18 protein-coding genes are annotated in these 25,796 nt (G+C 43.6%); 12 read left to right on the top strand and 6 right to left on the bottom strand.

Going from position 1 to position 25,796, the window contains the following annotated elements; genetic code table 11:
• The first annotated feature begins 83 nt into the window (after positions 1 to 83).
• From LEPTO7376_RS23010 to LEPTO7376_RS23000, 3 genes are all read left to right on the top strand, one after another.
• Positions 84 to 1,037 (top strand): DUF6282 family protein, encoded by a 954-nt coding sequence (locus tag LEPTO7376_RS23010; RefSeq protein WP_015136388.1) that lies wholly within the window; start codon positions 84 to 86, stop codon positions 1,035 to 1,037.
• Positions 1,038 to 1,096: 59 nt separating this feature from the next.
• A complete protein-coding gene (locus LEPTO7376_RS23005; protein WP_015136387.1) occupies positions 1,097 to 2,725 on the top strand; it encodes an RluA family pseudouridine synthase in 1,629 nt (542 codons plus the stop codon).
• Positions 2,726 to 3,112: 387 nt separating this feature from the next.
• The gene (locus LEPTO7376_RS23000) at positions 3,113 to 4,231 is read left to right on the top strand and encodes a response regulator (protein WP_015136386.1); all 1,119 of its coding nucleotides are present in this window, start codon (positions 3,113 to 3,115) and stop codon (positions 4,229 to 4,231) included.
• A 527-nt stretch (positions 4,232 to 4,758) separates the two neighbouring features.
• Here LEPTO7376_RS23000 and LEPTO7376_RS22995 read toward each other — a convergent pair.
• Entirely contained in the window at positions 4,759 to 5,163 is a 405-nt protein-coding gene (locus LEPTO7376_RS22995) for a thermonuclease family protein (protein ID WP_216700271.1), read from the bottom strand.
• Positions 5,164 to 5,864: 701 nt separating this feature from the next.
• Between LEPTO7376_RS22995 and LEPTO7376_RS22990 the strand changes: the two genes are divergently transcribed.
• The 5 genes from LEPTO7376_RS22990 (at position 5,865) to LEPTO7376_RS22970 (ending at position 8,584) form a co-directional block, all read left to right on the top strand.
• Entirely contained in the window at positions 5,865 to 6,164 is a 300-nt protein-coding gene (locus tag LEPTO7376_RS22990) for a hypothetical protein (protein ID WP_015136384.1), read from the top strand.
• 39 nt (positions 6,165 to 6,203) lie between these two features.
• Positions 6,204 to 6,725 carry a hypothetical protein gene (locus LEPTO7376_RS22985; protein ID WP_015136383.1) on the top strand — a complete coding sequence of 174 codons (522 nt, stop codon included), beginning with the start codon at positions 6,204 to 6,206 and terminating at the stop codon, positions 6,723 to 6,725.
• Positions 6,726 to 6,916: 191 nt separating this feature from the next.
• Entirely contained in the window at positions 6,917 to 7,474 is a 558-nt protein-coding gene (locus LEPTO7376_RS22980) for a DUF2589 domain-containing protein (protein WP_015136382.1), read from the top strand.
• Positions 7,467 to 7,976, top strand: coding sequence for a hypothetical protein (locus LEPTO7376_RS22975; RefSeq protein WP_015136381.1), 510 nt, complete (start codon positions 7,467 to 7,469; stop codon positions 7,974 to 7,976). The genes LEPTO7376_RS22980 and LEPTO7376_RS22975 overlap by 8 nt, the downstream gene beginning before the upstream one ends.
• 53 nt (positions 7,977 to 8,029) lie before the next feature.
• The gene (locus tag LEPTO7376_RS22970; RefSeq protein ID WP_015136380.1) at positions 8,030 to 8,584 is read left to right on the top strand and encodes a hypothetical protein; all 555 of its coding nucleotides are present in this window, start codon (positions 8,030 to 8,032) and stop codon (positions 8,582 to 8,584) included.
• Positions 8,585 to 8,629: 45 nt separating this feature from the next.
• On the opposite strand, the gene LEPTO7376_RS22965 is transcribed toward LEPTO7376_RS22970, so the two are convergent.
• Together LEPTO7376_RS22965 and LEPTO7376_RS22960 are read right to left on the bottom strand one after the other, a co-directional pair.
• Entirely contained in the window at positions 8,630 to 9,250 is a 621-nt protein-coding gene (locus LEPTO7376_RS22965) for a cupin domain-containing protein (RefSeq protein WP_015136379.1), read from the bottom strand.
• Between the two features lie 157 nt (positions 9,251 to 9,407).
• Complete coding sequence (locus tag LEPTO7376_RS22960; RefSeq protein ID WP_015136378.1) at positions 9,408 to 10,004, bottom strand: sigma-70 family RNA polymerase sigma factor; 597 nt, start codon at positions 10,002 to 10,004, stop codon at positions 9,408 to 9,410.
• A 380-nt stretch (positions 10,005 to 10,384) separates the two neighbouring features.
• On the opposite strand from LEPTO7376_RS22960, the gene LEPTO7376_RS22955 reads away from it, so the two are divergent.
• Together LEPTO7376_RS22955 and LEPTO7376_RS22950 are read left to right on the top strand one after the other, a co-directional pair.
• Positions 10,385 to 11,647 carry a DUF4331 domain-containing protein gene (locus LEPTO7376_RS22955; RefSeq protein WP_015136377.1) on the top strand — a complete coding sequence of 421 codons (1,263 nt, stop codon included), beginning with the start codon at positions 10,385 to 10,387 and terminating at the stop codon, positions 11,645 to 11,647.
• Between the two features lie 94 nt (positions 11,648 to 11,741).
• On the top strand, positions 11,742 to 13,028 hold the full coding sequence (locus LEPTO7376_RS22950; RefSeq protein WP_015136376.1) for a tetratricopeptide repeat protein: 1,287 nt from the start codon (positions 11,742 to 11,744) through the stop codon (positions 13,026 to 13,028).
• Between the two features lie 150 nt (positions 13,029 to 13,178).
• Here LEPTO7376_RS22950 and LEPTO7376_RS22945 read toward each other — a convergent pair whose 3' ends face one another.
• Genes LEPTO7376_RS22945 through LEPTO7376_RS22935 form a run of 3 tightly spaced genes read right to left on the bottom strand, consistent with a single transcriptional unit; the run spans position 13,179 to position 18,626 of the window.
• Entirely contained in the window at positions 13,179 to 14,549 is a 1,371-nt protein-coding gene (locus tag LEPTO7376_RS22945; protein WP_015136375.1) for a response regulator, read from the bottom strand.
• Entirely contained in the window at positions 14,550 to 17,444 is a 2,895-nt protein-coding gene (locus LEPTO7376_RS22940; RefSeq protein ID WP_015136374.1) for a CHASE2 domain-containing protein, read from the bottom strand. It abuts the gene before it with no gap.
• 51 nt (positions 17,445 to 17,495) lie between these two features.
• Positions 17,496 to 18,626, bottom strand: coding sequence for a DUF928 domain-containing protein (locus tag LEPTO7376_RS22935; protein ID WP_015136373.1), 1,131 nt, complete (start codon positions 18,624 to 18,626; stop codon positions 17,496 to 17,498).
• 849 nt (positions 18,627 to 19,475) lie between these two features.
• Between LEPTO7376_RS22935 and LEPTO7376_RS22930 the strand changes: the two genes are divergently transcribed.
• A complete protein-coding gene (locus tag LEPTO7376_RS22930) occupies positions 19,476 to 23,015 on the top strand; it encodes a filamentous hemagglutinin N-terminal domain-containing protein (RefSeq protein WP_160148561.1) in 3,540 nt (1,179 codons plus the stop codon).
• 111 nt (positions 23,016 to 23,126) lie between these two features.
• On the top strand, positions 23,127 to 25,778 hold the full coding sequence (locus LEPTO7376_RS22925) for a CHAT domain-containing protein (protein ID WP_160148560.1): 2,652 nt from the start codon (positions 23,127 to 23,129) through the stop codon (positions 25,776 to 25,778).
• Positions 25,779 to 25,796 lie beyond the last annotated feature (18 nt).

The raw sequence follows: 25,796 nt of genomic DNA, 5'->3' as shown, positions 1-25,796 counted from the left end.
CAACTTTATCGATAGTTAACGGTAATGGATCAAGATCGTTTGTTCTAGGTCAAAATAGAACCAATGTTCTGGGCATAGAGATCATGAGAAGCCGCTTTCAGTCTATTTTTGTAGTGTTTCTGCAAATATTCGGTTATGTGGCGATCGCCTATGGACTGTGTTTTGGCAATTATGCAGCCGCCGCAACGTTAGAAGGCGCTGTCGAATTCCATGTGCATTCGGCTCCAGATGTAAGAGAGCGATTGTACGACGATATTGAACTCGTACAAGAAGCTGCTAAGGCAAAAATGCAAGCCATTGTCCTCAAAAATCATGTGACTTCCACTGCAGATCGCGCCATCCTTACTCATAAAACAGTTCCGAGTATTGAGGTTTACGGGGGCATTGTTCTAAATGAAGCGGTCGGTGGCATTAATCCCAAAGCAGTCGAAGTGATGGCAAAGCTCGGTGAAGGACGTGGCAAAATTGTGTGGTTACCCACGATCGATGCAGCCTACCATCGAAAAACATTTAATACAGGCAAAGGTGGCCTACGAGTGACGCGGGGCGATCGCCTGTTATCTCAAACAAAATCGATTCTGGAATTTATCGCAGAAAACAATTTGGTGTTAGGCACAGGAGATGTCTCTCCAAAAGAAGTTTTGGTGGTGGTGCATGGCGCAAAACAATTAGGCGTTGAGAAAATATTAGTGACCCACGCGATGGCGACTGTGCCAGGATTAACCCTAGAACAAATGCAGATCCTCGCAGACCAAGGTGCATTTTTAGAAATCACTTATTCTAATACTTTGGCAGGAAAAAACGCGGATGAGGCGGATCATGACGCTTGGGAGAATGTGCCGTTTGACGCGATGGTTACAGCCATTAAAACGATTGGCGCAGAACATTTTGTCCTCAGTACAGATTTAGGGCGATCGCAGGCACCTTCACCTATTGAGGGTTACCAAGCCTTTCTTGATCAATTAGAGACAGCTGGCATTTCTGAAACAGACTTACAACTGATGAGCCATACAAATCCTTTAAACCTCTTGAGCTAAAACTGGCAGGCGATCGCGGTACAGTAGATTTCCCGAAACGAATTGATTTGTAATTGGCAATGACTACTGAACTCCATACTTTTATTGAACCTGAGCTAGAAGATGGGGTGACAGATTGGTATGAAGGTGTTTGCCCGATGACGAAAGTCTATGCGCGGTTGCCTCGTACGATCCATGCGGAGTGGTTGTCACGTCAGTTGATGAAAGAATTCGCCCAAGACCCTAGCCATAATCTCAAAGGCAAAATGTACGGGGTAATGATCGTCGAAAATCACGTAGGCAAAAAATTTTATCTCAAGGCATTTTCAGGATTTTTCCACGGACAAAAGAATGTCCCTGGTTGGGTCCCTGTTATTGATGGCGGCGATCGCATGTTGCTAGAGGAACAGGAAATTTTGGCAGAATTACAAAAAATTCGTGTCAGATTTGCAGAGTTGGAAAAAATGCCAGAACGTCCTCTCTATAAAAAATTGGCAGCTCAATGGCAAAGCAAAATCGATCAATTTAATGCACAATATCGCCACAGCAAAAAATTACGTCAGCGGCAACGGGAAGAATATCAGCGGACATTGCAGGGGGAAGCATTAAGGCAAGCAATTAGGGATTTAAATGATCTCAGCTTTGATGAAAGTACAGAAAAACGTCACCTGAAGCGTCAGCGGGATAAGGAAATTGGTGACCTAAAACAAATTGTGAAAAAAGCAGATCGTGAAATCGAACAATTACGGATACGTCGTCGCAAGCTATCTCGAAATCTGCAAAAGCAAATGCACCGCGTCTATCAACTCAAGAATTTTGCGGGGAATGCTCAGGCGATCGCCGATCTTGTGCCGCAAACTCAAGGCTTACCAACGGGAACAGGGGATTGTTGCGCCCCAAAACTACTCAATTATGCAGCAAAACATCAACTCAAACCCTTAGCCTTAGCGGAATTTTGGTGGGGTAAAAACCTTAATGACAAAGTCGGCGGCGAATTTTATCTCGCCTGCGAAGAAAGATGCCGACCGATTATGGGATTTCTGCTGTCCGGTCTTGACCAAAAATCTTTTGAAAGCCTTCTTCAAACCGACGAATTGCCCCTTGAAATCGTCTCTGAAGACGACACAATTCTGGTGATTAATAAACCTGCTGGCCTAGCCACAATACCTGGTCGTAGCAGTCACCATTACGATAGTGTGTTTAGTCGTTTAAAGCGCGACTATCCAGAAATATATTTAGTCCATCGCCTCGATCAAGACACCTCAGGTTTAGTGATTTTCGCCAAAACTTCCGCTGCTCAAAAACACTTACAAGAGCAATTTAGTCACCGCCAAATCTCAAAACTCTACACTGCTATTCTGGAAAATCCTTTGCAACAAAAAGAAGGGACCATCGAGTTACCCTTATGGTCTGATCCTGGCGATCGCCCCCATCAAAAAGTTGATTTTGCCCGAGGAAAATCTTGCTGCACTCACTTTAAAAAGATCCACAAAAATCGAGTTGAACTCAAACCTATTACTGGGCGCACTCATCAGCTTCGTGTCCACTGCGCTCACCCCAAAGGTTTAAATAATTCTATCCTTGGCGATCGCCTTTATAGCAAGCAACCCAATCAAAAACAACGACTCCATTTACATGCAACAGCGATAGAACTCATACATCCAAGCACTAAAGAATGGGTAAAAATGTGTCGAAATGCACCTTTTTAGAAGTAGCAAAAAACCTATTCTAGAAGTAGCAAAATAACTATTTCGAAAATTTCATTTGTTTTGATGGAGTATCTTGGTGTTAAATGGACGGGAGAGAAATATATCAATAGAGCTGCCAATACGAGGATACTCAGATATCTCATCAAGCAATTTCTTAAGCTTAATATCTACTTAAACTAACCCTTAGGAAATTTAATTAAACGATTAATATTTATAAGTAATGGTGCCCACCAAAGAAAAAGTTTTACTGCTAGAAAATATCATTAAGTATATTAGACCTAAAATATTTGTTATATCTCTAGTCCCGATCCGATACTTGGCAATACATTTTCACCTATTTTTTCTGGAATACGCTCAATATAAACTCATTAATGACATCGAATCATTATGATGCGCCCTTTTCGCACCGAATACACTGGAGACATTTTAATTGTTGACGATATCCCAGAGAATCTACAGCTACTTTTTGAAATTCTCCGTGAAGAAGGGCATGAAGTTCGTCGTGTACTCGATGGTCAACAAGCACTCCAAGCCATCGCAGTTGATCCTCCTGACCTGATTTTATTAGATATAAAAATGCCTATTCTAGATGGCTATGAGGTGTGCACACAGCTTAAAGCAAACAAAGAAACGGCCCATATTCCAGTTATTTTCCTCAGTGCTCTTAATGATGTACTTGATAAAGCAAAGGCTTTTTCAGCGGGCGGCGTAGACTATATCAATAAACCATTTGATATCTATGAAGTTATCGTACGAGTTAATAATCAACTTAAGCTTTTAGACACAACACGAAACCTAAAAAAACGTAATCAAGAACTAGAAATACTCAATAAAGATCTTGAAGCATTCAACTATATGGTGTCCCATGATTTAAGGCGACCTTTAACACGAATATTAGGGTTTTGTGAACTATTAGTTGATGATGATATGACCCCTGATGAGCAGGGAGAAGCATTAGAAATCATTGGTAATGCAGGTCAAGAAATGGATCAAATGATTAGTGATCTAATGCGCCTAGCTAATGTCTCTTATCGTGATCTCGAATTAGAATTTAAAACCGTTAATCTGAGTGCGATCGCCACAAGCATTACTGAGCAGCTCCAAGTTCAAGATCCAGATCGTCATGTGCAGCTTGAGATTCAACCAAAGTTAACTGTTTCAGGCGATCGTCGTCTCCTCAAAATCGCCTTTGAAAATCTTTTGGGTAATGCTTGGAAATATAGCAGTGTCAAAGAGCTGGCTAAAATTGAATTTTTCCAGCTCGAAGACGGCAATTTTTGTATCCGTGATAATGGCGTTGGTTTCTCTGCAAAACAGCAAGACAATATATTTGCTCCCTTTACGCGACTCCATCATCAAAGAGATTTTTCTGGGACAGGTATAGGATTAGCAATAGTCCAACGTATTATCGAAAGCCATAAAGGCAAAATTTGGTGCAAAGGAATTATTGATGAAGGAGCCAGTTTTTTCTTCACCCTCAACAGTCAGCAAGGTTCTTCCAGATAATGCCGAGACATCTTAAATATCATCCAGTTTCCCAACTTTTATTGCTCAAGGGATGACAAGCAGGTTAGAAAGTGTTCTGGAGGTGGGATAGAGCGATGAAACCTCTGTGGAAATAGAACCACTTATGAGGTTTAGTGGCAATTAAGTGATGAGCCAAGTCTGTTAAAAGTGGATGAATATATTGGTATCCGTAGCGAGCTAATCCAAGAGTAAAAGAACTATAACGAGGATTAGAGCGCCGTTGTTTCGAAGCAAAGCATACAAGTAAGGTTTCCAACAGCTATCGTGAAGAAGATTGTCTGTAATAGGGGCTAGGCTATAAGTCATCACGACCAGTAGAAATATAGCCGAAAATCTGGATAGGTTGACCCGACTAGACTCAAGATTGTAGCCACCAGTTTTACAATTGACCTTTTGCAAGAAGTCATACGGTCTAAGCTTGACTTACGGTAAAGCGATTTTTCTCGAAAAACTATTGGAATGCTAGAAGGGCGATCGCCCGACCCGGAATTCAAAAAACTTGTTGGCTATTCTGGATTATTAGCTTCAATCCAAGTGCCGAGTTCTCGGCGGCGTTGTTCTAGCGCGGCCAAATCCTTATTTTTGCGTCCGCCATCATAGGCCCAAGCATAGCCATCATTAATCATTTGCTCATTTAGAGAAGTCTCTTCACCGTCGAGATAGAGCCATCCCAGATAACGACCATATTTATCTTCTTTCTCTGTGCGAACCACAATTGTTTCAGCCGTCTCTAACCGCTGCTGGACAAAGTCTTTCGCCTCTAGACCCAAACGCTTTTCTGCCAAATCTCGCGTCCGAGATTCTGGAGCGTCAATCCCTGCGACGCGAAAGCGTTCATTTTTAAATAAGGAAAAACCCAGATCAATATTGAGGTCAACAGTATCACCATCAACGATCTTTAAAATGCTCACCACTCTGTACTCATACATAGTCATTCTCTTCTCTACTTAAATTTCCACTGCCCATCAGTTTAGCGATGGATCCCTTATTCCCAACCAGCCAATGGCCTAAAAGTTATTACCGACTTCCACTCAATATCGATCTTCTCAGAGACCAGGCGATCGCCCCAGCACCAAAAACTGACATTGGGATCAAATACTCACTTAGCTAAGTTCCAAGCTCTTTTAATTAACACAAAAAAGCAGAAATTGTCTCAACAATCAGAATCTATAGAAAGTGAACCTCTAAATAAAGCAATCAAGTAAAACTCTCTTTTTCTAAACATTTCTCTGCCGCCCTACAATCTACAAATAAAAATTCCGGATAACAGCAAGAACAAAACAAGAAACTTCATATTCTAAAGGAACTATATTTTTATTACTACGTGGGAACTTCTAAAACTCACCTTTTCTTTATGAACAACCATTAAATTATCCTGATTTCAATATTTTGTACGCATAATGGCGTAGGTTTTTCATGAGATCTTCACAGGGCATATGTTTCAAGAGTTTAAGACTTTGCCGTCACAATTCTCTAAAAAGCATTTTTACATCAAAAAAATTGGTTGAAAAACATTTTTTATTGCGAAATATTTAAGCTTAAAAGAATATCCTTGATGTCACTTTTGTGCTTCGTAGAGTCTAAAAGCAAAGAGAGTTAAACGGTAGACAAAATGACAAATGACATTGCGCGTAGCTTTGGTGCAGAAGTTAACCTTGCTCTACCAGATTCCGATCAACAACATCTCTTTCTCATCAAATCTTCCCGTCCTATTACCTATGCCCTTGGCTTAGTCAATCGCTGTGGTGGCAGAGTGACGATCCAAAGTACAACTTGGATTGTGGCGCAGTTGCCGTACGAGTTGGGGATGGGATTGAAGCAAGAGCCAGGTATTACTTTTGTGGGCAGTGTTTTTCTGGAACCAGAGAAATTTCTAGCCTTCCAACGGCTCTATGGCAATTCTCAGGCGTGAATCTACCAACGATGACCATGAAATATTGAGGAACTCATTATGGCAAGTGTTGGACAAGAACTACTAGATGTACCTTTGCCGGATATGGTTGCCAAGCTCGCGATGGGTATCGCGAATGCTCAGGCAGCTTTGGATAGCAATTCTGTCAGAACGGCAACGATTTTGGCGGAGACGGAAATTCCGATCGTGCTCGGTGTCACGCAAGTGATCGCCGCAGATGGCACGGTGAGCTACACCCAAGCCGATCCGGTTGACGTCTCTTTGTTGCAAGTTGGTTTAATGCCAACGTTCTATCAGTTTTCTGAGGCAACAATCGAAGTCAAGATGGACATCAAGACGACAACTAGCCGCGAAACGAATGTCAAAGTAACGGCTGAGGCAAAGGCAGGCTTCGCAATGTGGAGCGCGTCGATCAAAGCTGAGGTATCCCACAACCGTAAATTCGGTAAGGAAGTAAACGGCACAAGCCGTATGGTAACCAAGCTTGTTCCCGTTCCCCCGCCAACGCGTCTGGAACCACAACTGATCATTGTGGATAATCGCCCAGCGGACGGAGAATAGGTCTGATTTAAGTCTATTCGCTTCTGATTTTTAAGGTTAGGACAGTCAGTACTTCGGGCGATCGCCATGGCACGTATAGATCCAAATAGATCGACTACGAATAGCTTTTCGCCCAAGGGAGTGCTGAGTTCCCGACCGATTATGCCAAACCATCCCTATCCCACGGAATTTAATGGAGGTTGCCAGCTCCCATGGCCTTTAATCTCACCCCCCGCAATATCAATAACTCCGGGCAAGAATTAGCAGGTGCCGCCCTCGGAGATCTCATTACCCAACTTGCCGAATCCGTCGCCGAAGGTCAAGCTCGCCTTGATTTATCTTCCGCACAGGTACTCCAAGAATTAGCCGAAACAAGGGTCGCCGTTGTCCCTCGCATTCAGCAAACCGTTAGCGAATCTGGCGACGTTAGTTACGAACAATCCCCCCCTGTCGAAGTGAGTCTGTTAGAACTGGGTGTATTACCCACCTTTTTCGCATTTTCCGAAGCGACAGTGGAAGTGGCAATGGATCTCAAAGTCGTTGAGGAAGTTGACACCTCTGGCACCGTCAAATCCAAACCCTTACTTTATGCCGCAACGAAAGCATTACAGACCCAACGCAAGCTAAATCGCAACGTCGAAATTTCCACCAAAATGAAAGTGAAATTGACCCCTGTGCCACCTCCTTCTCGCCTAAATGTGGCTCTTGATGTCATTAATCAAACTGAAAGTACAACAACCGCTGAGGCAGGAGAAGAAACCAATGGCTAAGATGAATATTGATTCACTACTGAGCGAATTTGGTCAATCTGTTTTGCAAGCCCAAAACCAAATTAACGCTGCCGCTCTAGAACAATCGGCAGGTTTGAACAATTTGCAGACAGGGTTAGCGGTCAGTGAAATCGAAGTCGATCTAAAAATGATGATCGATGAGGATGATGACGGTGTGGTGAATATCCAGCCGATTAGCGGTGACCTCGACAAACTTGGCAGTCTGAATGCTGGTGCTTTATCGAGTATTCGCGCTCGTTTTCTGACCATTCCCGATGAAGAGGTTCGTCCACCCGCCCGCAAACCTAGTGAGGTAAAAGAAGAAGTTCTGGCCAAAGCTGATGTCTCGCGTTTAAAGGATATTTTTGGGGACTTGGATGTGGATGTGTCCTATGTCGCTGCCAAAAATCGTTGGCTTGTAGATGTGAAGGATCCGACCAACAAAACAACATTGCGCAGTTTGCAACTAGACGATCGCCCCATCGATATTCCCGAGCGCTAAATTTTTAGCCGTTATTTTCGATCTCAATTTTTTTCTAACCGGAGTTTAAAACCATGCCTGAAGAATTTGTATCCCGTAGCTTCCAACCTCGCAATCTCCAACCCCAAAGAACAGTACGTTCTAAAGATTCTGAGCAGATTATTGAGGGGCTATCAGAGGAAAATCGTAAGCTCAGTGAGGCGATCGCCAACCTCGAACAAGAGGTAAAAATTCTGCGTCAACGTTCAACAAGTGCCAGTACCACCGAAAAAGAACTCAATTCTCTCAAACTCGAATTGTCGGATCTGCAGAAAAATTTCTCGACTCTCAAACGTCAAAATAGTCAGCTCGAAGCGACCAACAAACGTCTGCAATCCCAAACAGGCGAAACATCGCTCAAGGCTCTCACTCCCGAAGAAGGGACTGGCTTAATTAACCGCACCATCGAGTCTATTGCCAATGTCAAAAACTTTAAGCTTGTCGATGCGAATGTCAAACTAAAATTAGCGACGGCTAAAGTCGGTGAAGAAGGAACTCTCGTCTTTCCAAACCCCGACACAAAAGTTGATCCAGCGGTTCTTCAAGAGATCGAATTTAAGATCGTGCGCGATTCCAACATTCGCTTCTAAAGGATGAAACAGAGTAAAAGATAGGGGCGACGCTTTAGCACTACGCTAGATGAGTGCATCATTGAGAGAAGAAATACAAAGTACCAGACAACCATTTAGCGTTTCTGGTTGGTGGATAGATTTCTCTGTTGAGTCAATGCGATCGCCCGCTGTATAGGTGAGACCATCAATGATGAGATCACCTGTTAACATCAGCAACGTTTCGCCGCTATCGTGAATATGCATAGGGAAATGACCACCATGATTTGCCTTCACGAACAACGCAACTTTTTGATGGACTTCATCCGTTTCTAGAGTTGCGGTGTAAGCGTCTGCTGTATTCCCCGACATTGGTTTCCAAGTCACCGTTTCGCTCTTTTTTTTCAGCTCATCAATCGACAGTCGAAGTAGCCGATAAAGTTCAGAGTCAGCATTAACCGTATCTTGGGCAATCCGCTGGAATAGTCTGCCTTTAAGAGTATCTGACATGGGGATGGAGGGCAGATCATATGCGATCGCCGCCGCGGCGTCCGATAGATCACTCACCGTCTGAGCAAAGTCATCAGAATCGGCGATCGCCTGCCGCACTTGATCGCGCTCCTCGATCTCCAAAACATCGAGTGCGTACAAAGCAGCCAATTCCTCAGCATCTTGATTTTTATCGGGAAAAATAGGATTTGACGACATTATCTGGCTCGATGGCGGTTTGTTTTATCTAAAATCAAATAACTTAGACCCGTATAAGGTATACGTTTATTTTCTTCAGTTGGATCTCTATTAATAACAAATTTTGAATTGCAATTTTTCAACATCACAAGATACGCGGATTAAAATATCCAGCCTTCTATTTTGCATCCAACTCCATATCTTGAAGCAGCACTTTTAATTTGCTAAGCCCCAAACGAACACGTGTTTTCACCGTTCCAAGAGAAATACCCGTTTGCTTCGCAATTTGCGACTGGCTTAGTCCTTGATAGTAAGCTAATTCAATAATTTGTTGCTGTTCTGGTGGAATCTGTGCCAAAGCAATCTTCACTTGCTGACGACGATCTTTAATCAGCAACATTTCCTCAGGCGATCGCCCAGCTCGTGTAACAGGTACTTTCGCCTCACTAATTGCCGCTTCCACCACATTCGAGTTTCGTTTTCGTCGCCGCAATCGATCAAGAGCACGACTACGAGTTAATAGAAATAGCCAAGAATCCGTGCGACCACGTTGGGCATCATAGCGATCAGCCGTGCGCCACACCTGAGAGAAAACATCGAGCACAACTTCTTCCGCCTCTTCCGCAGTGCCCAGCATTTTATAAGCTAACGAATACATGATCCGAGCATAGCGATCATAAAGTTGACCCAAGGCAGCCTGCTCTTGCTGAGCAATTTTTTGCATTAAGTCAATATCTTCAAAGCATTGTGGCGTAAGGTTTTTTGAATTAGCCATAGCAGCGATTCAAGCTGTTTTTTAGAAAAAAATTGAAACGGACAGATCCAATCCTAAATTAGGAGCGTATACCTCTACAGATGACGAAAAATCATCGCTCAAAGGAATAAGTCTAAAGGTATCAGCCCTAGGACAAAAATGCGCTAGCAAACACTGCAGCAATGCTACGCATTTGGATCAGCTCACTCTCATAGCTTCCTAATCTCCTTGATGCTATTACTCTACCGGTCAGAGTATTTTCGTCACTCTTTGCGCAAAAAAATTTCATTCAAGAATCATTCAGTTCATTCAAGAAAATGTGCAATTTCTGATTGCACAACATGCGCTCTATTTCTTTCTTATTTACTCTATTTCTTTCTTATCCAAGAATAAGGAATCCAATGAAACTATCTCTTTCTTCTCTCAAGCAAATCAGCACCAAGAAAATCAATCTCAAAAAAGTGGTCGGAGTTACAGCCAGTTTGCTAGGCATTGCAGTCATTGCAGGCACTAGTGCACTTCATGTCCAAGCCTCAGACCATGATGATGGTGAAACAGATATTAAAGGTCGTAATCTCAACCTGACCGATCTGTATGTTTTCCGAGAGTCAGATCAAAATCCAAAGGCATCAGCCGACAATTTGGTGTTGATCATGAATACCAATCCCCGTTCATTAGCGCGACAACAGTACTATTTCAGTACGAAGGCTCGTTATGAATTTATGATTGACGCGGTCACAGATAAAGATGCGCCAGTTGCTGGTAAGGCTGATGTGACGTTGCGCTTTAAATTTGATGCCCCAGATGCAAATCAACGCCAAGCGTTTACGGTTACAGCAATCCACGCCGATGGTCGTAAACAAAGAGCGACAGGTTTCACCACTCCTCTAAACCAAGATCCCACAGTGAATTCTGTTTCCCTCGGCAATGACAATCTCAAAGTCTTTGCGGGGTTACGGGAGGATCCCTTCTTCTTTGATGTAGAACAATTCTTCCGAGTGCGAGCAGGTGCTTTAGGTATTGGACCAGCAGTAGGCTTCCGTGATCCTTCGCAAGCTGTTGATTTTGCGACAGGGTACAACGTCAATGCGATCGCCGTCCAATTGCCCATCGACTTTTTACAAGGTGCAGACAGCAAAGCCACCACCTTCGATGTTTGGCAAACGATCTCTTTCAAAAATCGCCGCGGCAAGTTCAAACAGGTAGAACGCTTGGCACGTCCGGCAGTCAATGAAGGCTTAGTCTTCACCCAAGAGTTTCTCCAAGCTCTCAACGAAGTCACTCCCGCCTTTGAAGCCGCAGCCCTAGCAGGCAAAGAAAAACAAGCAAATGCAGTTGCACCTATCGTCGGAGAAGTAAAACAAGTTCTACTCTCTCTCGGTAATAGCAGTGAGCGAGCTGATTCACTCATTGGTGCCTTCCTTCCCGATGTAATGCGCATTGATACCACTGGGGAAAGCGGCTATGCCAACGATCTCAATGCAAAAGGTAGCCCCGTGCGAGGACGTTTACTAAAAGATGACGTCGTTGATATTACGCTCTCGGTATTGACTGATGGCAAGATTACGACCGACAACGTGTCCTACGAAGGTACACCTGGCAATCCAGGGCAAGGACATCAGCCCTTAGATCAGAATTTCCCCTATCTAGCGCCAGCAAATTAAACCGTTAAATCCTTACTCCCATCTCCCAATCCAAAAATTCTGGGGGGTGGGAACCAATGCTTAAAGTCGTTTAATTATGAGAGATAAAGTTGCAATGTCTATCTCGTCTTTGTCCATTTTCAAAAATAAATCTGTCACTAGAAATACGCTGCTCGGATTCGCACTATTGGGCTTACTCCCAGCGATTTGGGTAACTGCTCCGATTCTTAGAACAAAACTCACACCAGCAGCCCAAGCTTATCCCTATCAGTTTTCACCATCGGAACGAACCCAAGAAAGTTTAACCGCAGAAATCGCCACACTCCATGCTCGCATCCGACGAAATCCACAGGATGGTTTAGATCTCGCCAGTTTAGCTGGGGCTTATTTAAAGTTAGCTCGGATAACGGGTGAAGATCGCTGGTATCAAATGGCTGAAATGTCCGCTCAGCAGTCTTTAGAAAATTTACCGTTTAGTAATAATGGGGCTTTGGTGGCGTTGGCGAAAGTGGCCGAAGCTCGACATGATTTTGCGGAAGCAACTCGCCTTGCAGAACAGGCTTCTGGTGGGGAGGCGATCGCCATTATTGTCACCGCGCACTTAGCAACGGGAAAGATTATTGAGGCAAATACAATGGCCGATAAATTAGTTGCATTTTCTCCTTCGATGGCCAGTTTAACGCTGAGAGCTTTGGCGAGGCAGGCAGAAGGGGACTTGACTGGGGCACAGCTCGACTTCGAACAGGCGATCGCCGTAGAACAGCCATCAGAAGCAAGGGGCTCAGCTTTGGCTCGAACTTTGTTGGGAAAACTCTACGCGGATCAAGGCCAGTACCAATCGGCAGAATCCCTCTACCAAGAAGCACTCGCGATTGTGCCGGACTATCCTCAAGCCCTATTGAATTTAGGGGAACTCGAATACAAACAGGAGAATTATCGAGCTGCCCAGAAATTTTATGAACAGGTGAGTGATCCGTTGGCATTATTGGCTTTAGCAAAGGTAAAAAGAGCACAAGGTCAGGAAGAAGCAGCTCGTATTCAATGGGCAGAGGCAGAAATAATTTTGCGCGACAAGGTTAAAGCAAATCCCCTCGATCACGGTCGAGAGCTAGCAGAATTGTTGTTGGAACGTGGGGATGACATGGATCGATTAGAGGCGATCGCCCTAATGGAGGCAGAGGTCAAACATCGACGTAATGCGGAAACACTCAATACCTTCGCCTGGTCTCTAGCGGAAGCTGGTCGTTGGCAGGAAGCTGATGCGATCATTGGGGAGGCGATCGCCCAAGGTATCCAGAATGCTGAAATATTTGATCGGGCGGGACGTCTCGCGCAGGCCTTAGGCGAAACGACCCAAGCAGAAAGCTATTTTCGCCAGGCAGATAATCTTAAACCCGAATAGAAGTTTGGCAAAATCCATCAAATCCAAACAATATCCAGTCAATTCTAAAGAGGCTATGACAGAGATATCTTGCAGCATTCTTCTTTAAAATTGACTGGCGATCGCCCATCCCATTCGCCGATGAACAAATATCAGCCGCATCATTGAGAGTTATGCCATGGGCAACTCAATCGTAAATTCTGTACCTACCCCTAATTCCGAAAGACATTGGAGCTCTCCCCCATGTTTTTCCATAATGATTTGACGGCTAATAGACAAACCTAGCCCAGTGCCCTTACCCACAGGCTTCGTCGTAAATAAATGATCAAAAATTTGTTGCTGAGTTGCTATATCCATACCTGGCCCATTATCACGTAGAGAGATGATGACCCGTTTAGTATCAGATAAATAGTGAGTGCTAATTGTAATCTGATTAGGCGCTGCCATAATTTCTTGATAGGTTCGCCCTTGATCACTCTCCTCAAAGGCATCAATCGCATTAGCCAGTAAGTTCGTAAAGACCTGATTCAATAGACCTGGATAACACTGGATCTCAGGGAGTTCTCCATATTCTTTAATCACTTCCACTTCAGGATGTTGCTCATGAGCCTTGAGACGATATTTCAGTAGGAGTATGGCACTATCCAAACTGTCATGGACTTGAAATGGTATCTTTCCACCGCGATCGCCCCGCGCCAAAATCCGTAAAGACTGACTAATCTCATGAATACGATCAACCCCTTTATCCATCGAGGCAATTAATTTCGGTAAATCTTCGAGGAGATAATCCAGGTCTATCTCTTCAATAAATTTAGAAATCTCACTATTTGGCGTAGGAAGCGCAGCCTGATAAAGATTCAGCAGTTGCAAGAGATCTGCCACATAATTCTCAATGCAACCCAAATTCCCACTGATAAAACCGACAGGATTATTGATTTCATGACCAATACCCGCCACTAACTGGCCGAGAGTTGACATCTTCTCACTGTGAATCAGCTGCAACTGAGTCGACTGTAATTCTTTTAATGAATTAGAAAGCTCTTGCGTACGCACTTCCACTTGATGTTCAAGCGTGTCATTCAAATTTTGTAGTTCCGCATTACGCTCACCCAAAGTTTGATTCAACTGCGATAACTTTAAATGCAACCGTGCCCTAGCAATGACTTCCTCTTGTTGAAAAGGCTTCGTAATATAATCAACCGCACCAAGCTCTAGACCCTTGACCTTATCCACAGTATCGGAAAGAGCCGTCATAAAAATGATGGGAATATCCGCTGTAACATCATTAGACTTAAGACGTTTACAGGTTTCAAAACCATCAATTCCCGGCATCATCACATCCAGAAGAATTAAATTTGGCTGTGCATATTCAATTTGCTCTAATGCAGATTCACCATCTGTCGCAACCAAAGTTGTCCAACCCTGACCTCGAATTGCTTCAGTCAATACTTTTAAGTTCGTGGCATTATCATCCACCAGGAGAATACGATTGTGCGATGCAGTCGATTCAACCGATGTTTTAGACAAATCGGTAGACACCATCTAATGATTTACCTCGTTCATCAGTGATTGAAGTAGGTTTTTCGTAGCTTTAACTTGGAAGTTACTAGTTAATTTCTTCAACTCTTTCGTAAAAGGAGTCAGTGTTGTGTCACTAGCTACTAACTGTTCAAGTTTCTGATTTATACCATCTAGGTTACCCATCATAGCTAAATGATGCAGGTACTTTAGAGTGTCTTGTGAAGGAGAAGTAAACTTTTCGGATTGCTCCAAAGAAGAATCAAGTTTTTTATCTGTCTCTTCAGCTTGATATTTCCATTTGACATCTAAATGTGTTTGTAAAATTTGTAGCAAATCTTCGACTTGGATAGGTTTAGGTAAAAAAGCCTGAGCACCCGCGGCTTTACTTTTCTGACGATCAGCCTCAAATACTCTGGCACTGGTCGCAATTAAAACAGTATCCTTGAGCATTTCATTTTCACGGATATGCTGCATTAACTCAAAACCACTCATCTCAGGCATCGTCAGATCTGTAATGATCGCTTGAGGGTGGTGTTCGCTAGCCAAAAATAATGCGTTTTTAACATCTATCGCTTCAATTAAATGACATCCTAAAGGCCGTAAAATATCCGCCAAGATCGAGCGAGCAGATTCTTGATCATCAACAACAAGAATCGTTGGCGGTGTATTTTCAATACCGATAATATTTCTAGCCGTTTGAATAGAGTAATTATTCGTCCATTTAGTCGAAACAGGCAAAGACAAATCCAACCAAAACCGACTGCCTTCACCGAGCTGACTTTCCACTTGAAGTTGGCTACCCATCAAGTTTGCAATACGCTGCGAAATGGCTAAACCAAGCCCTGTACCTTCTGCTTTACGTTCGTTGCGACCAACTTGCTCAAAGGGTTGATAGATTTTTTGGAGTTGTTCTGGTGTCATGCCTACGCCTGTATCTTCAATCTGAAAACGCAGACTCTCCATTCGTTGAGAATCTCTTGTCTTCTCAGATGTTAATGAATCAGACAGTAAAGCATTTTTTTCAGATGGAATAATTTCAAGCTCATTATCTTCCGCGCCATTGTCCTGAGCAGGAACTGATCCTGCAGTCGCCTCGATTTGACTAGCTTGAGACGCTAAACATTTAACAGAAAAGGTGATGCTCCCCTGATCTGTAAACTTAATGGCATTGCCTAACAAATTAATTAGCACTTGGCGTAGACGTTTCTCATCGGCATAGAGACCAGTTGGCAGATTGTCATCAAAGCACAAGTGAAACTCAACATCTTTTTGTTTAGCTTTGATTCGACACATTTCGGCTACACCCGTGAGGAAGGTGCGGAAATTTAAATCATTGGGATAGAGTTGTAATTTTCTAGCTTCTATTTTGGAAAGGTCGAGGATGTCATTAATCAGTGTTAAAAGGTGAGAGCCGCACTGATGGATAATCGAAATTCCTTCTTTTTCTTTCGCATTAGCAAGTGGCGATCGCAGCAAAATTTGGGCATAGCCTAAAATGCCGTTCAGAGGTGTGCGCAATTCATGGCTCATATTAGCCAAGAATTCACTTTTCGCCTGATTTGCAGAATCTGCTGACTGTTTTGCTTTGGCGAGTTCTTGTGTTCGCTGATTCACCTTATCTTCTAGGGTTGCAGCGTATTCTAGAAGTTGGTTATTGGCATATTCGAGTTGTCGATTGGTTAACAACAAACGCTGTTTTTTAAAGTCTGATGTTGAGAACACAGTGCTAGCTAGGAAAGCTGTGAGAGGAGGAACGAGTGGAATAAGAATTCCTCCAAGAAAAGCACTGTAAGCTCCTCCTATCAGAAAAACAGAGCAACCTCCTGTTACTGCCGCGACATTAATACGCAGGGATTGTCCTTCTTGATGATTACGATTTTCTAACCACCAACTTCCGAGCCCTCCCAAAGCAGACCAACTAAAAATCCACAGCCATTGCTGCCAAGAAGACCAGCCGAGTAGCCCACGTCTTCCCTCTAAGGCTCCACTAATTAATTGACTAGATATATTGGCATGGAGAAAGACACCAGCCATCGGTGGTGTTTTATAAGAACGCCATGAGCCACTGTAGGGTGTTTCAAAAAAGTCATTTGTACTTGGTGCGATAGAGCCAATCAGCACAATGCGATCACGCATGAGATCAGGTTTAACTTTTCCTGCCAACATGTCGCTCATGGAGACCTGCGGAAATCGATCACCAGAGCCTCGCCAATTCATCAAAATCTGGTATCCCCCTAGATCTCCCTTGGAGTATCCAGCTGTGCCTGGTCGCATAGGTTGATACACAGACTGGCCTAATTGAACTGTCTGTTTATCTGGATCAATTGCTTCTAGTGAAATATCTTCAGACTCAAGATAAAGAATGGCAAGTTGAGCTCCCAAGCCTGCCTTAATAGACTCATCTTGACTGTCCTGAGCTGATAACAGTATCCGGCGTAAATTACTATCACTATCCAATACAAGATCGGCGATCGCCACCCGTCCTAAATCAGCCAATATTGGAGGTGGTGCAACTCGACTGCCTGTAATTTTTTCAATAGCGATCAGTTCTGGGGTATTTTTATATACCTCCAATAACTGTTGATGCCCTGGTTCCTCTGGCAAATCACGATAGAGGTCTAATCCAATGACGCGAGGCTCCTGCTGATGGATAGCAGTAATTAATTCTGCAAGCGTTTCATCGGGAATCGGCCAATCCCCAACAGCCTGAATATCAGGTTCATCAATAGTGACAACGACGATACGATCATCCACTGGCTCCCTAGGACGAAAGCGAAAAAATTCATCACGGGCATTCCACTCTAAAAGATCAAACAACCCTAGAGAGTTACTAACCCCTACAGCAATTGCGACACCGCAAACAATGAGCAAGGGTCGATGGATATCTTGAAAAAAAGACTTCGCCTTTCGCCACATAAAACGAGCATCAAAATAATAGAGTCACAAAAATCGGCTAAAGCAAGATCTTTAATTATTGATAGTGGTTAAGATCGGAGCTTCTGTCACTCGATCAAGACCAACAGAAATCAGCAGCTCTGACCAATCTTCATTAGTTCCAACATCACTTTGTAAAGATCGCAAATCAGCCATAATTGCCACTGTATCGTACCAAATGCCATTTTGAGCTAAGACCTCTGCGGCTTTAGCAGACTCGACATTCATAAGATTATCCGCTAGCTCCGCACTAGGCTCTACCCGCTTAATCCAAGCATCAACAAAGGGACTAGCTGGGGTGATATGGTCTTCCGTTTGCAAGGTCAAAAACCATTGGTAATTCTGATTAACAGCTAGAGCTGGTGCTGTTTTGGGAAGCTGAATCATGATAATTCCTGCTTGTTCTGAGATAGGGACAAGCTGCTCATATATAAGATTCTGAGATTCGTCTTTTAATCTAAAAATTGCTTGTTGGGCATCTGAACGAGGAAGATACACCAGAATCGTTGGACGTGCTTCCAATGTCTGTCCATAAAAGCTCTCAGGTGTAATCGCAAGTATTGACTCGTTGATGCTCTGAAACGCTTCTGCACTTGTGCCATAAAGATTTGTCCGCGAAGAACCGCTAGCAGCATTAATAGGTTTCGCATTATCAGGAGCGGGGACAAACAGACCCTCTCTAGACGAACCACCACTGGCCACAATGGGAGCCACACTATCTGGCGGAGGGATAAAGTTAAAGCCGTCACGGGATGCGCCACTACTTGAACTTTGAGGAATAGGGTTATCGGTAGGAGGAATAAATTCAAATCCTCGTGATGCGCCGCCCACTGACTGATTGGGAGAGGTTGCGTCCGATGGGGGTGTGAATCCTCCAGTTCGTGATGCGCCACCTGATGACTGATGTGGAGCTGTAGCATCCGAGGGAGGAATAAATCCACCAATTCTTGAAGCACCACCACTACCCTGGCGAGGAGCAGAATTCTCAGAAGGAGGAACGAACTGTAAGTTCCCACGCGATGCACCACCGCTCACTTGGCGAGGAGCAGAATTATCTGACGGAGGAGTAAAAGGTACTGCCATAACCTGCGTTACGGCGATCGCCCAAACTCCGGAAGTGAGAAGTGCAAGCTTTAAAGAATGAAATAACAATTTAGAATTCACTATTCCTACTTCTGAGTTCTCTAGATAATCACTATAATACTGTCTAAGAATAGATAAATCAGTAATTGTGCATGACGAAATATCAAAGATCCAGCTACAGAGCTTAAACAAAAAATCAAGCAATAGCTTGGATTAAATATCCCCGCCAACTATTTCGGACATTAATTAATAGAGAAACAAATAAGTGCATGCAAACTCTGTTTGTTTTTTCAGAGCAATTCTGGGCTTCAAGAAAAGGAAGATAGCACCACTATATTTTAAGAGCAGAGCAGAAGAAATCCGCAGCAAAAAAAATCAATTTATTTCAATCATCACGACAAAGCAAATCCCTTTCTAGCGCTACCATAAAAGACTTCCAGACCCTCAAGACAAAATAAATCGCTACTTGCATATGGCAAGAGGAATGAGTTAAAACAAGCCCAACATATCATCAATATTTTTTAGGAATTGGCGATATTATTCTTGACGGCATAGACTCATTTCTTTATATCCAATCATCAAATCCCTATTTCTTTCTTTTTCTATATCGGGTTTTCTAAATCTCACAGAATCTTCATCTTAATATTCTGCTCGATTGTTTTATAACAGCTTATAGTGAGAAGCACAAAAAGATTTAATGGGAGAATCCTAGCTAAAGCTATTAGCTTTTATTGGGGTTGTATTTCACACACTTTTTGTTGTATGAGATTTTGCTAAAGGTTTGCTTAGAAATCAGGGTGTATTGAAAAAACAATACTTAGATTTAATTCGTCTATCCAGATGCTTGTCGTAACAGTGATAAATAAACTGTCAAATCTTATCGATCCTAAGAGACTATGGGTTTTCCTAGGTTTCAGTCATCTTTTCGCAATGGGGGCAACTCCCTCTCTAGCTCAGGTCGTGGCAGCAGATAGTACCGTCAATACCATAGTTAATGGTGGTGGACCTTTCAGCATCACAGGCGGAACCCAACAACTAACAACCTTATTCCACAGCTTTTCAGAATTTTCTCCAGGTACAGAAAATGTGTCATTTGATCTAAATATGGGTCAAAGCACAGTAGATGCCATTGTTGGGAGAGTTACAGGAATTAATGCATCTTTCATTGATGGAGAAATAAGTCTTACAGGCGGCAATAACCCAGATCTATTTCTGATTAACCCAAATGGTATTGCTTTCGGTGGGAATGCCAGCTTGTCCTTACCTGGTTCGTTTATTGCCAGCACGGCAGACAGTGTTGTCTTTGAAAATGGCTTCGAGTTTAGTGCCATAGTGCCTAGTACTGCACCTTTGTTAACCGTCTCAGTACCTATTGGACTACAGCTAGGTAGTTATCCTGGTGATATTACAGGTAATGGTCCGTTCTTAGAGGTTCAATCTGGTCAAACTTTTGGACTTGTTGGTGGCTCAATCTCATTTGATGATGTTCTTGTAGAGGCGTCGGAAGGTCGAGTTGAGCTGTTCGCTGCAACGGATGCTTTAGTCCCTCTCACGACTGTAAATGGACAGCAAGCTTTCGGCACCCAGCCTTCAGTGGGAGAGTGGCGCGATATTATTTTCCAAAATTACTCTGAAATCTTCAATGAAGGTAATGGAGGTGGTGCTGTTCAGCTCCAAGGAAAGCGTGTTTCTTTGCAGGGGCGATCGCGCATTAGCGTCATCAATGAAGGGTCTACCGCTGCTGGCGATATCAATATATATGGTTCCGAACAGATCGATGTGACAGGTGAAACATCTTCAGGAAGTCCAAGTCGTATCATCAGCGAAGTTGACGAAAATGCTTCCATTGGTGGTAATGGCGGCGACATTAATATTTTTACGGATCAATTCCTGATCCTAGATGGAGGAGTGGTTAGAACAGAAGCTGAAAGCGTAGAGAATGGCGGAGACATCAACATCCGCGCAAATCATGTTGAATTGAGTGGCTCTGGGATTGACGATGGGTTTAGTTTTCTCGGTTCTAAAGTCGATGATAAAGCGAATGCCACAGGGCAAGGCGGTGACATTAATATCGTCACAAATCAATTCCGAATCTTGGATGGCGGAGAAATTCGAGCGGAAACTGAAAGCGCAGGAAACAGCGGCAGTATCAACATTACAGCAGATTATGTTGAATTGAGCGGAGTCGGAGCAGATGGAGGACGCAGTTTACTCAGTTCCAAAGTTGACGATAAAGTCGGTGCCACCGGTCGAGGCGGTAATGTTTTCATTAAGACTCAAACATTTCTCGCAGACGATGGTGCATTGTTGGGAGCAGAATCTGAAGGTGTAGGTGATGCCGGAGACTTGATTCTCACTGTTACAGGTGATGCAATTTTTCAAGGAAATACTTCAGGAGGTTCCGGGTCATTTGTCAATCTTGAATCAGAGGTCAGTGGTGCGGGCGGAAATTTAACACTTCGGGCTAATCGCCTATTTTTAAGAGATGGTGCGCTTTTTGATGCTGATACAGAAGGCACAGGAAAAGGTGGCAGTATCGATCTTCAAGCTAAGTTAATATCGCTATCTGGAATTAACGGTAATGGTTTTAGTAGTACTTTAACGACGGAAGTGGATAGCAGTGCCACAGCGACAGCCCAGGGTGGAGATATTTTAATTCAGGCCGAACGGTTAGAGCTGAGCGATGGTGCACTTATTGAATCCATCACTGATGCAGCAGGGTCTGCAGGTAATGTTGTCATTAATGCTCAAATCATTGACCTTAATGGTGCTGTGGAGTCGAGGGATATCACATCCATTAATGCAGGGGTCTTTGGTAATGTCGCAGGGACAGGGGGTACCATTATTCTCAATACGGACATACTGAATTTACAGGATGGAGCGACCCTGAATACTTCAACTGAAGGGTCTGGTGATGGCGGTAGCATCGAAGTTAATGCTCGGGCGATTACGATTAGCGGTCAGTCTCCTTCTGGAGTTCGTAGTGGCTTCAGAGCTGAAGTAGCAGTGGGAGGGTCAGGGCAGGGTGGTCAAATAAAAATAGACACAGAGGATTTGACGATTCAAGGGGGCGAGATTACCACCAGCACCGCAGGGAAAAATGATGCAGGGCAAATAGTGATTGTCAGTGCAGGGGACATAAATGCAGATGCTAGCGATATTCGGAGTGAAGTGCTTTTAGGTGCAATAGGTAATGGTGGAGGCATCAATATCAAGGCTCAAAATCTAAATTTCAGCAATCAATCACGCGTAACAGTTGCAACCAATGCTCAAGGTAATGCAGGCGAAATTGCCGTCATGGCAGCCAATGATCTGAACTTTACTGGAAACAGTCAGCTCATTAGCAGCGTGGGAGATAATGCTCAAGGAAATGCGGGTCGTATCGATGTCTCTGCTGGAGGAGAAATTACTTTAAACAATAGTAGTTTTCGTAGTGATGTCGGCATAGATGCAATAGGAAATGGCGGAAGTATAACGGTTGTAGGAAACAATATCGACTTCAGTAATAATGCTCAATTGACCACGACAACAAGGGGAATTGGAGATGCAGGTCGTATTGAGATAAAGGCTCTTGATATAGTCCATCTCTCCAGTCAAAGTAGGGTAAGCAGTAGTGCAGAAGCAACAGCAATCGGTAATGGTGGTGATATTTTCTTCAGTGCCAGACGATTCGACTTGAGAGATGCTTCCATTCGGGCGAATAACTTATCTGATGGTGGGCAAGGGGGAAATGTCGAGCTTGTCAGTCGCGATAGAGTGATTTTAGAAAGAAGTGATATTACAGCTATTACAAATAGTGGTGATGGTGGCAATCTGAATCTTGATGTTGGTGAAGTCTTATTCTTGAGAGACCATAGCCTGCTCTCTACCACAGCTGGTCAGGCAGGTGGCGGTGGCAATGGCGGAAATATCAATCTGACAGCTCCCCTAATTCTGAGCTTCCCCAGTGAAAATAGCGACATTGTTGCCAATGCTTTTACAGGTAATGGAGGCAATATTATTTTGACGACCAAAAGTTTGCTAGGGCTGGCCTTTCGTCCACAGTTAACGCCAGAAAGTGATATTACTGCTAGCTCTCAATTCGGAGTCAGTGGGGCTGTAACCATCAATGATTTTCTCGCTGATCTAGAGTCTGGTTTGATTACAACGGCAGCAAGCTTAACTGACCCAAGCGATGAAATTGTACAGGGATGTTCTAGTAATCGCCGTAATGCGTTCATAGCCACTGGACGTGGTGGTATTCCACTCAGTCCCAATCAAACAGTGAGTCGCGATCGCCTCTGGATGGATACTCGTAACATCACCTCCGATATTGTGGCTTCCCCAATTTTTTCGTCTCCTTCTTTAGTTACCCGTCCTGCTTTAACCGAGGCAAATGCATGGCACACTACCTCAACTGGTCAAGTTGAACTCATTGCTGTTAACGCGAGTTCACCAACCATTGGTGGTGGAGCGAGTTGCTCTGGATAGGTTTTGGGCGACGATATTGGATAGATCAGAAAAAGAGATGATTTATCCGAATTTCAAACAGGGCACATTGTTATCGAGTTTATTTAAACCACTCCAGATTTTTGAAAAATAATGATGGATAATCGTCACCAATCTCGGAAAAAATATATTACAAATCTGAGATCGCTAAAATCGATGGGCTTAAAACGACGGCGGATAGATGGGCTTCGTCGATCTTCATCCCGCATTTACCATCGTTTAAAGTTTGGTTTATTAGGCTTTGGGTTAGTGATTCTTTTAGCTGCAATCCCTTTTTGGACAATTGTCCAAGCAGCTTCACCTTCAAATTCTTTACCTGAAGCGACTCTAGCTCAAAACGAAGTATCGCCACTATCCACTGGCCAACAATTGTATGATGCGGGTCGCTATGACGAAGCGATTGGAGTTTGGCAAAATGCTCTCGATAATTTTGTGACAACAGGCGATCGCACCCAGCAGATTATGGCATTAAATAATCTCTCTGCTGCCTATCAAGCCATCAATCAATGGCCCCAAGCCGAACAGACCATCGATCAAAGCCTTAACTTACTCACGCAATTTCCACAATCTTCAGTTTTGCAAGCCCAAGCACTAAATACTCGGGCAAGTTTATGGTTACATTTGGGGCAAGCAGAGCTCGCCTTAAGCACTTGGAAGCAAGCAGAGCAAAATTATGTAGAGGCTCAGGATACGATTGGAATCCTCGGTAGTCAGATTAACCAAGCGAAAGCCTTACAAACTTTAGGGTTTTATCGTCATTCTCTTGAACAACTAACCCAGGCAGAACAAGAATTATTTGCATTGCCTGATTCGACATTAAAAGTCATTGCCCTACGTAGTTTGGGGAAAGTCACTCAGTTAATTGGCGATCCGCGAGACAGCTACAATCTCATGGCTCAAGCTCTGGCGATCGCCCAACGTATCGATGCAACCCCAGAACTCAGTGCCACCTATTTCAGCATCGGGAAACTCGCGACAGAAGTTGAATCCGCAGACATTGCCCTAGCCTATTTTGAGAAAGCAGAAACCACAGCTTTAGAGTCACAAGAAAGACAACAAGCCCAGCTCGAACAATTTGGTTTATTGGTGAAAACCCAGCAACACGCTCAAGCCGAAAAAATGGCACCTCAACTCTTGTCCTCTTTGCAAGCACAATCGGCAAGCCGCGCCTCAATCTACAGCATTGTCAACTTTGCACAATATGCCTCTCAGTTACCCAATTCCTCTGTCTCCATCACGGAACTCAGCCAACTCTTAGCCCAAGCCATCCAATTTGCTGATGAACTTGACGATACGAGAGCAGAATCCCATGCTCTACGTCAATTGGGACAACTCTACAGTCAAGTCCAGCAATATGGAGAGGCTTTTGAGCTCACCGAGAAATCACTGCGACTTGCCCGCACGACTCAATCAGCCGATGTCATTGCCCAGTCTGCCTGGCAACTAGGGCGCTTACTTAAACAACAAAACCAGCTAGACAAAGCCATCGAAATCTACGCTGAAGCCGTGACCGCTCTCCAATCTTTACGCGGTGACTTGGCGGCAATTAATCAAAGTATTCAATTCTCATATCAAGAACAAGTAGAACCTGTATATCGAGAATTAGCTTCGTTACTCTTAGAGAGCGAAACACCAGAACACTTAAAACAAGCTCGTGGTGTTTTGGAAGATTTGCAAGTAGCAGAATTGGATAACTTTTTTCGAGAAGCTTGTTTAGATTTACAAGCCAATCAAATTGAGGAAATTGATCCAACGGCAACAGTTGTCTATCCCATTATTCTGCCTGACCGAATCGCCACAATATATTCAAAAGCGGATGACACTCTCAGCAAGTTTGAAATGCCTGTCGATAGCGTTGAAATAGAGCAGTCTCTGCGTGAATTTTTATCTCTCCTGCACCCTTCGGCCGATAAAACCCAAAGATTAGAAGTCTCTCAAAAAATCTATGATTGGCTTATTAGACCAGCAGAAGAACAAGGATTACTTACATCAGATCAACCGTTGGTGTTCGTCTTAGATGGGTTGCTACGCAATATTCCCGTCAGTGCACTATACGACGGTCAACAATATTTGATCGAAAAATATCCAGTCGCTCTCTCCCCAGGACTACAGTTAATGCAAGCTCAGTCTCTTAGCCAAGGAAATATTAAAGCTCTGGTTGGTGGTATTAGTGAACAACGGGGCTTATTTAGTGCTCTACCTGCCGTCAAAACAGAGGTGACAGCCATTTCAAATCTTGTCGCTTCAACAAAGCTTTTAAACAGTGAGTTTACCCGTAATGCCCTTGCCCGCAAACTCCAAGCTGAACAGGTTGATATTGTTCACTTAGCAACTCATGGACAATTTAGCTCTGACTTTAGTCAAACTTTTTTCCTCACTTGGGATGGGGTAATCAATATCAGAGAGTTATCAGAATTGTTGCAACAGCGGGAAGCAAGTCGTAACCAAGCTATTAATCTATTGACACTCAGTGCTTGTGAAACAGCTAAGGGTGATAATCGGGCAAGTTTAGGATTGGCAGGATTAGCAGTGCGATCTGGGGCTCGCTCAACCATCGCAACTTTATGGTCCATTAAAGACAATGTCGCAGCTCAAATAATGACGACTTTTTATGATGATCTTCGTCAGCCAGGTGTAAGCAAGGCAGAAGCGCTCAGACAAGCTCAGATTCACATGTTGCGCGATACAGATTTTAGCGACCCATTCTTTTGGTCTGCCTATGTTCTCATCGGTAATTGGGTGTAGGTAACGTGAGTTCGGGAT

Source organism: [Leptolyngbya] sp. PCC 7376 (assembly GCF_000316605.1).
Taxonomy (GTDB): domain Bacteria; phylum Cyanobacteriota; class Cyanobacteriia; order Cyanobacteriales; family MRBY01; genus MRBY01.
Note: the sequence above shows the minus strand (reverse complement) of the source record. Positions and strands in the feature narration are given on the sequence as shown.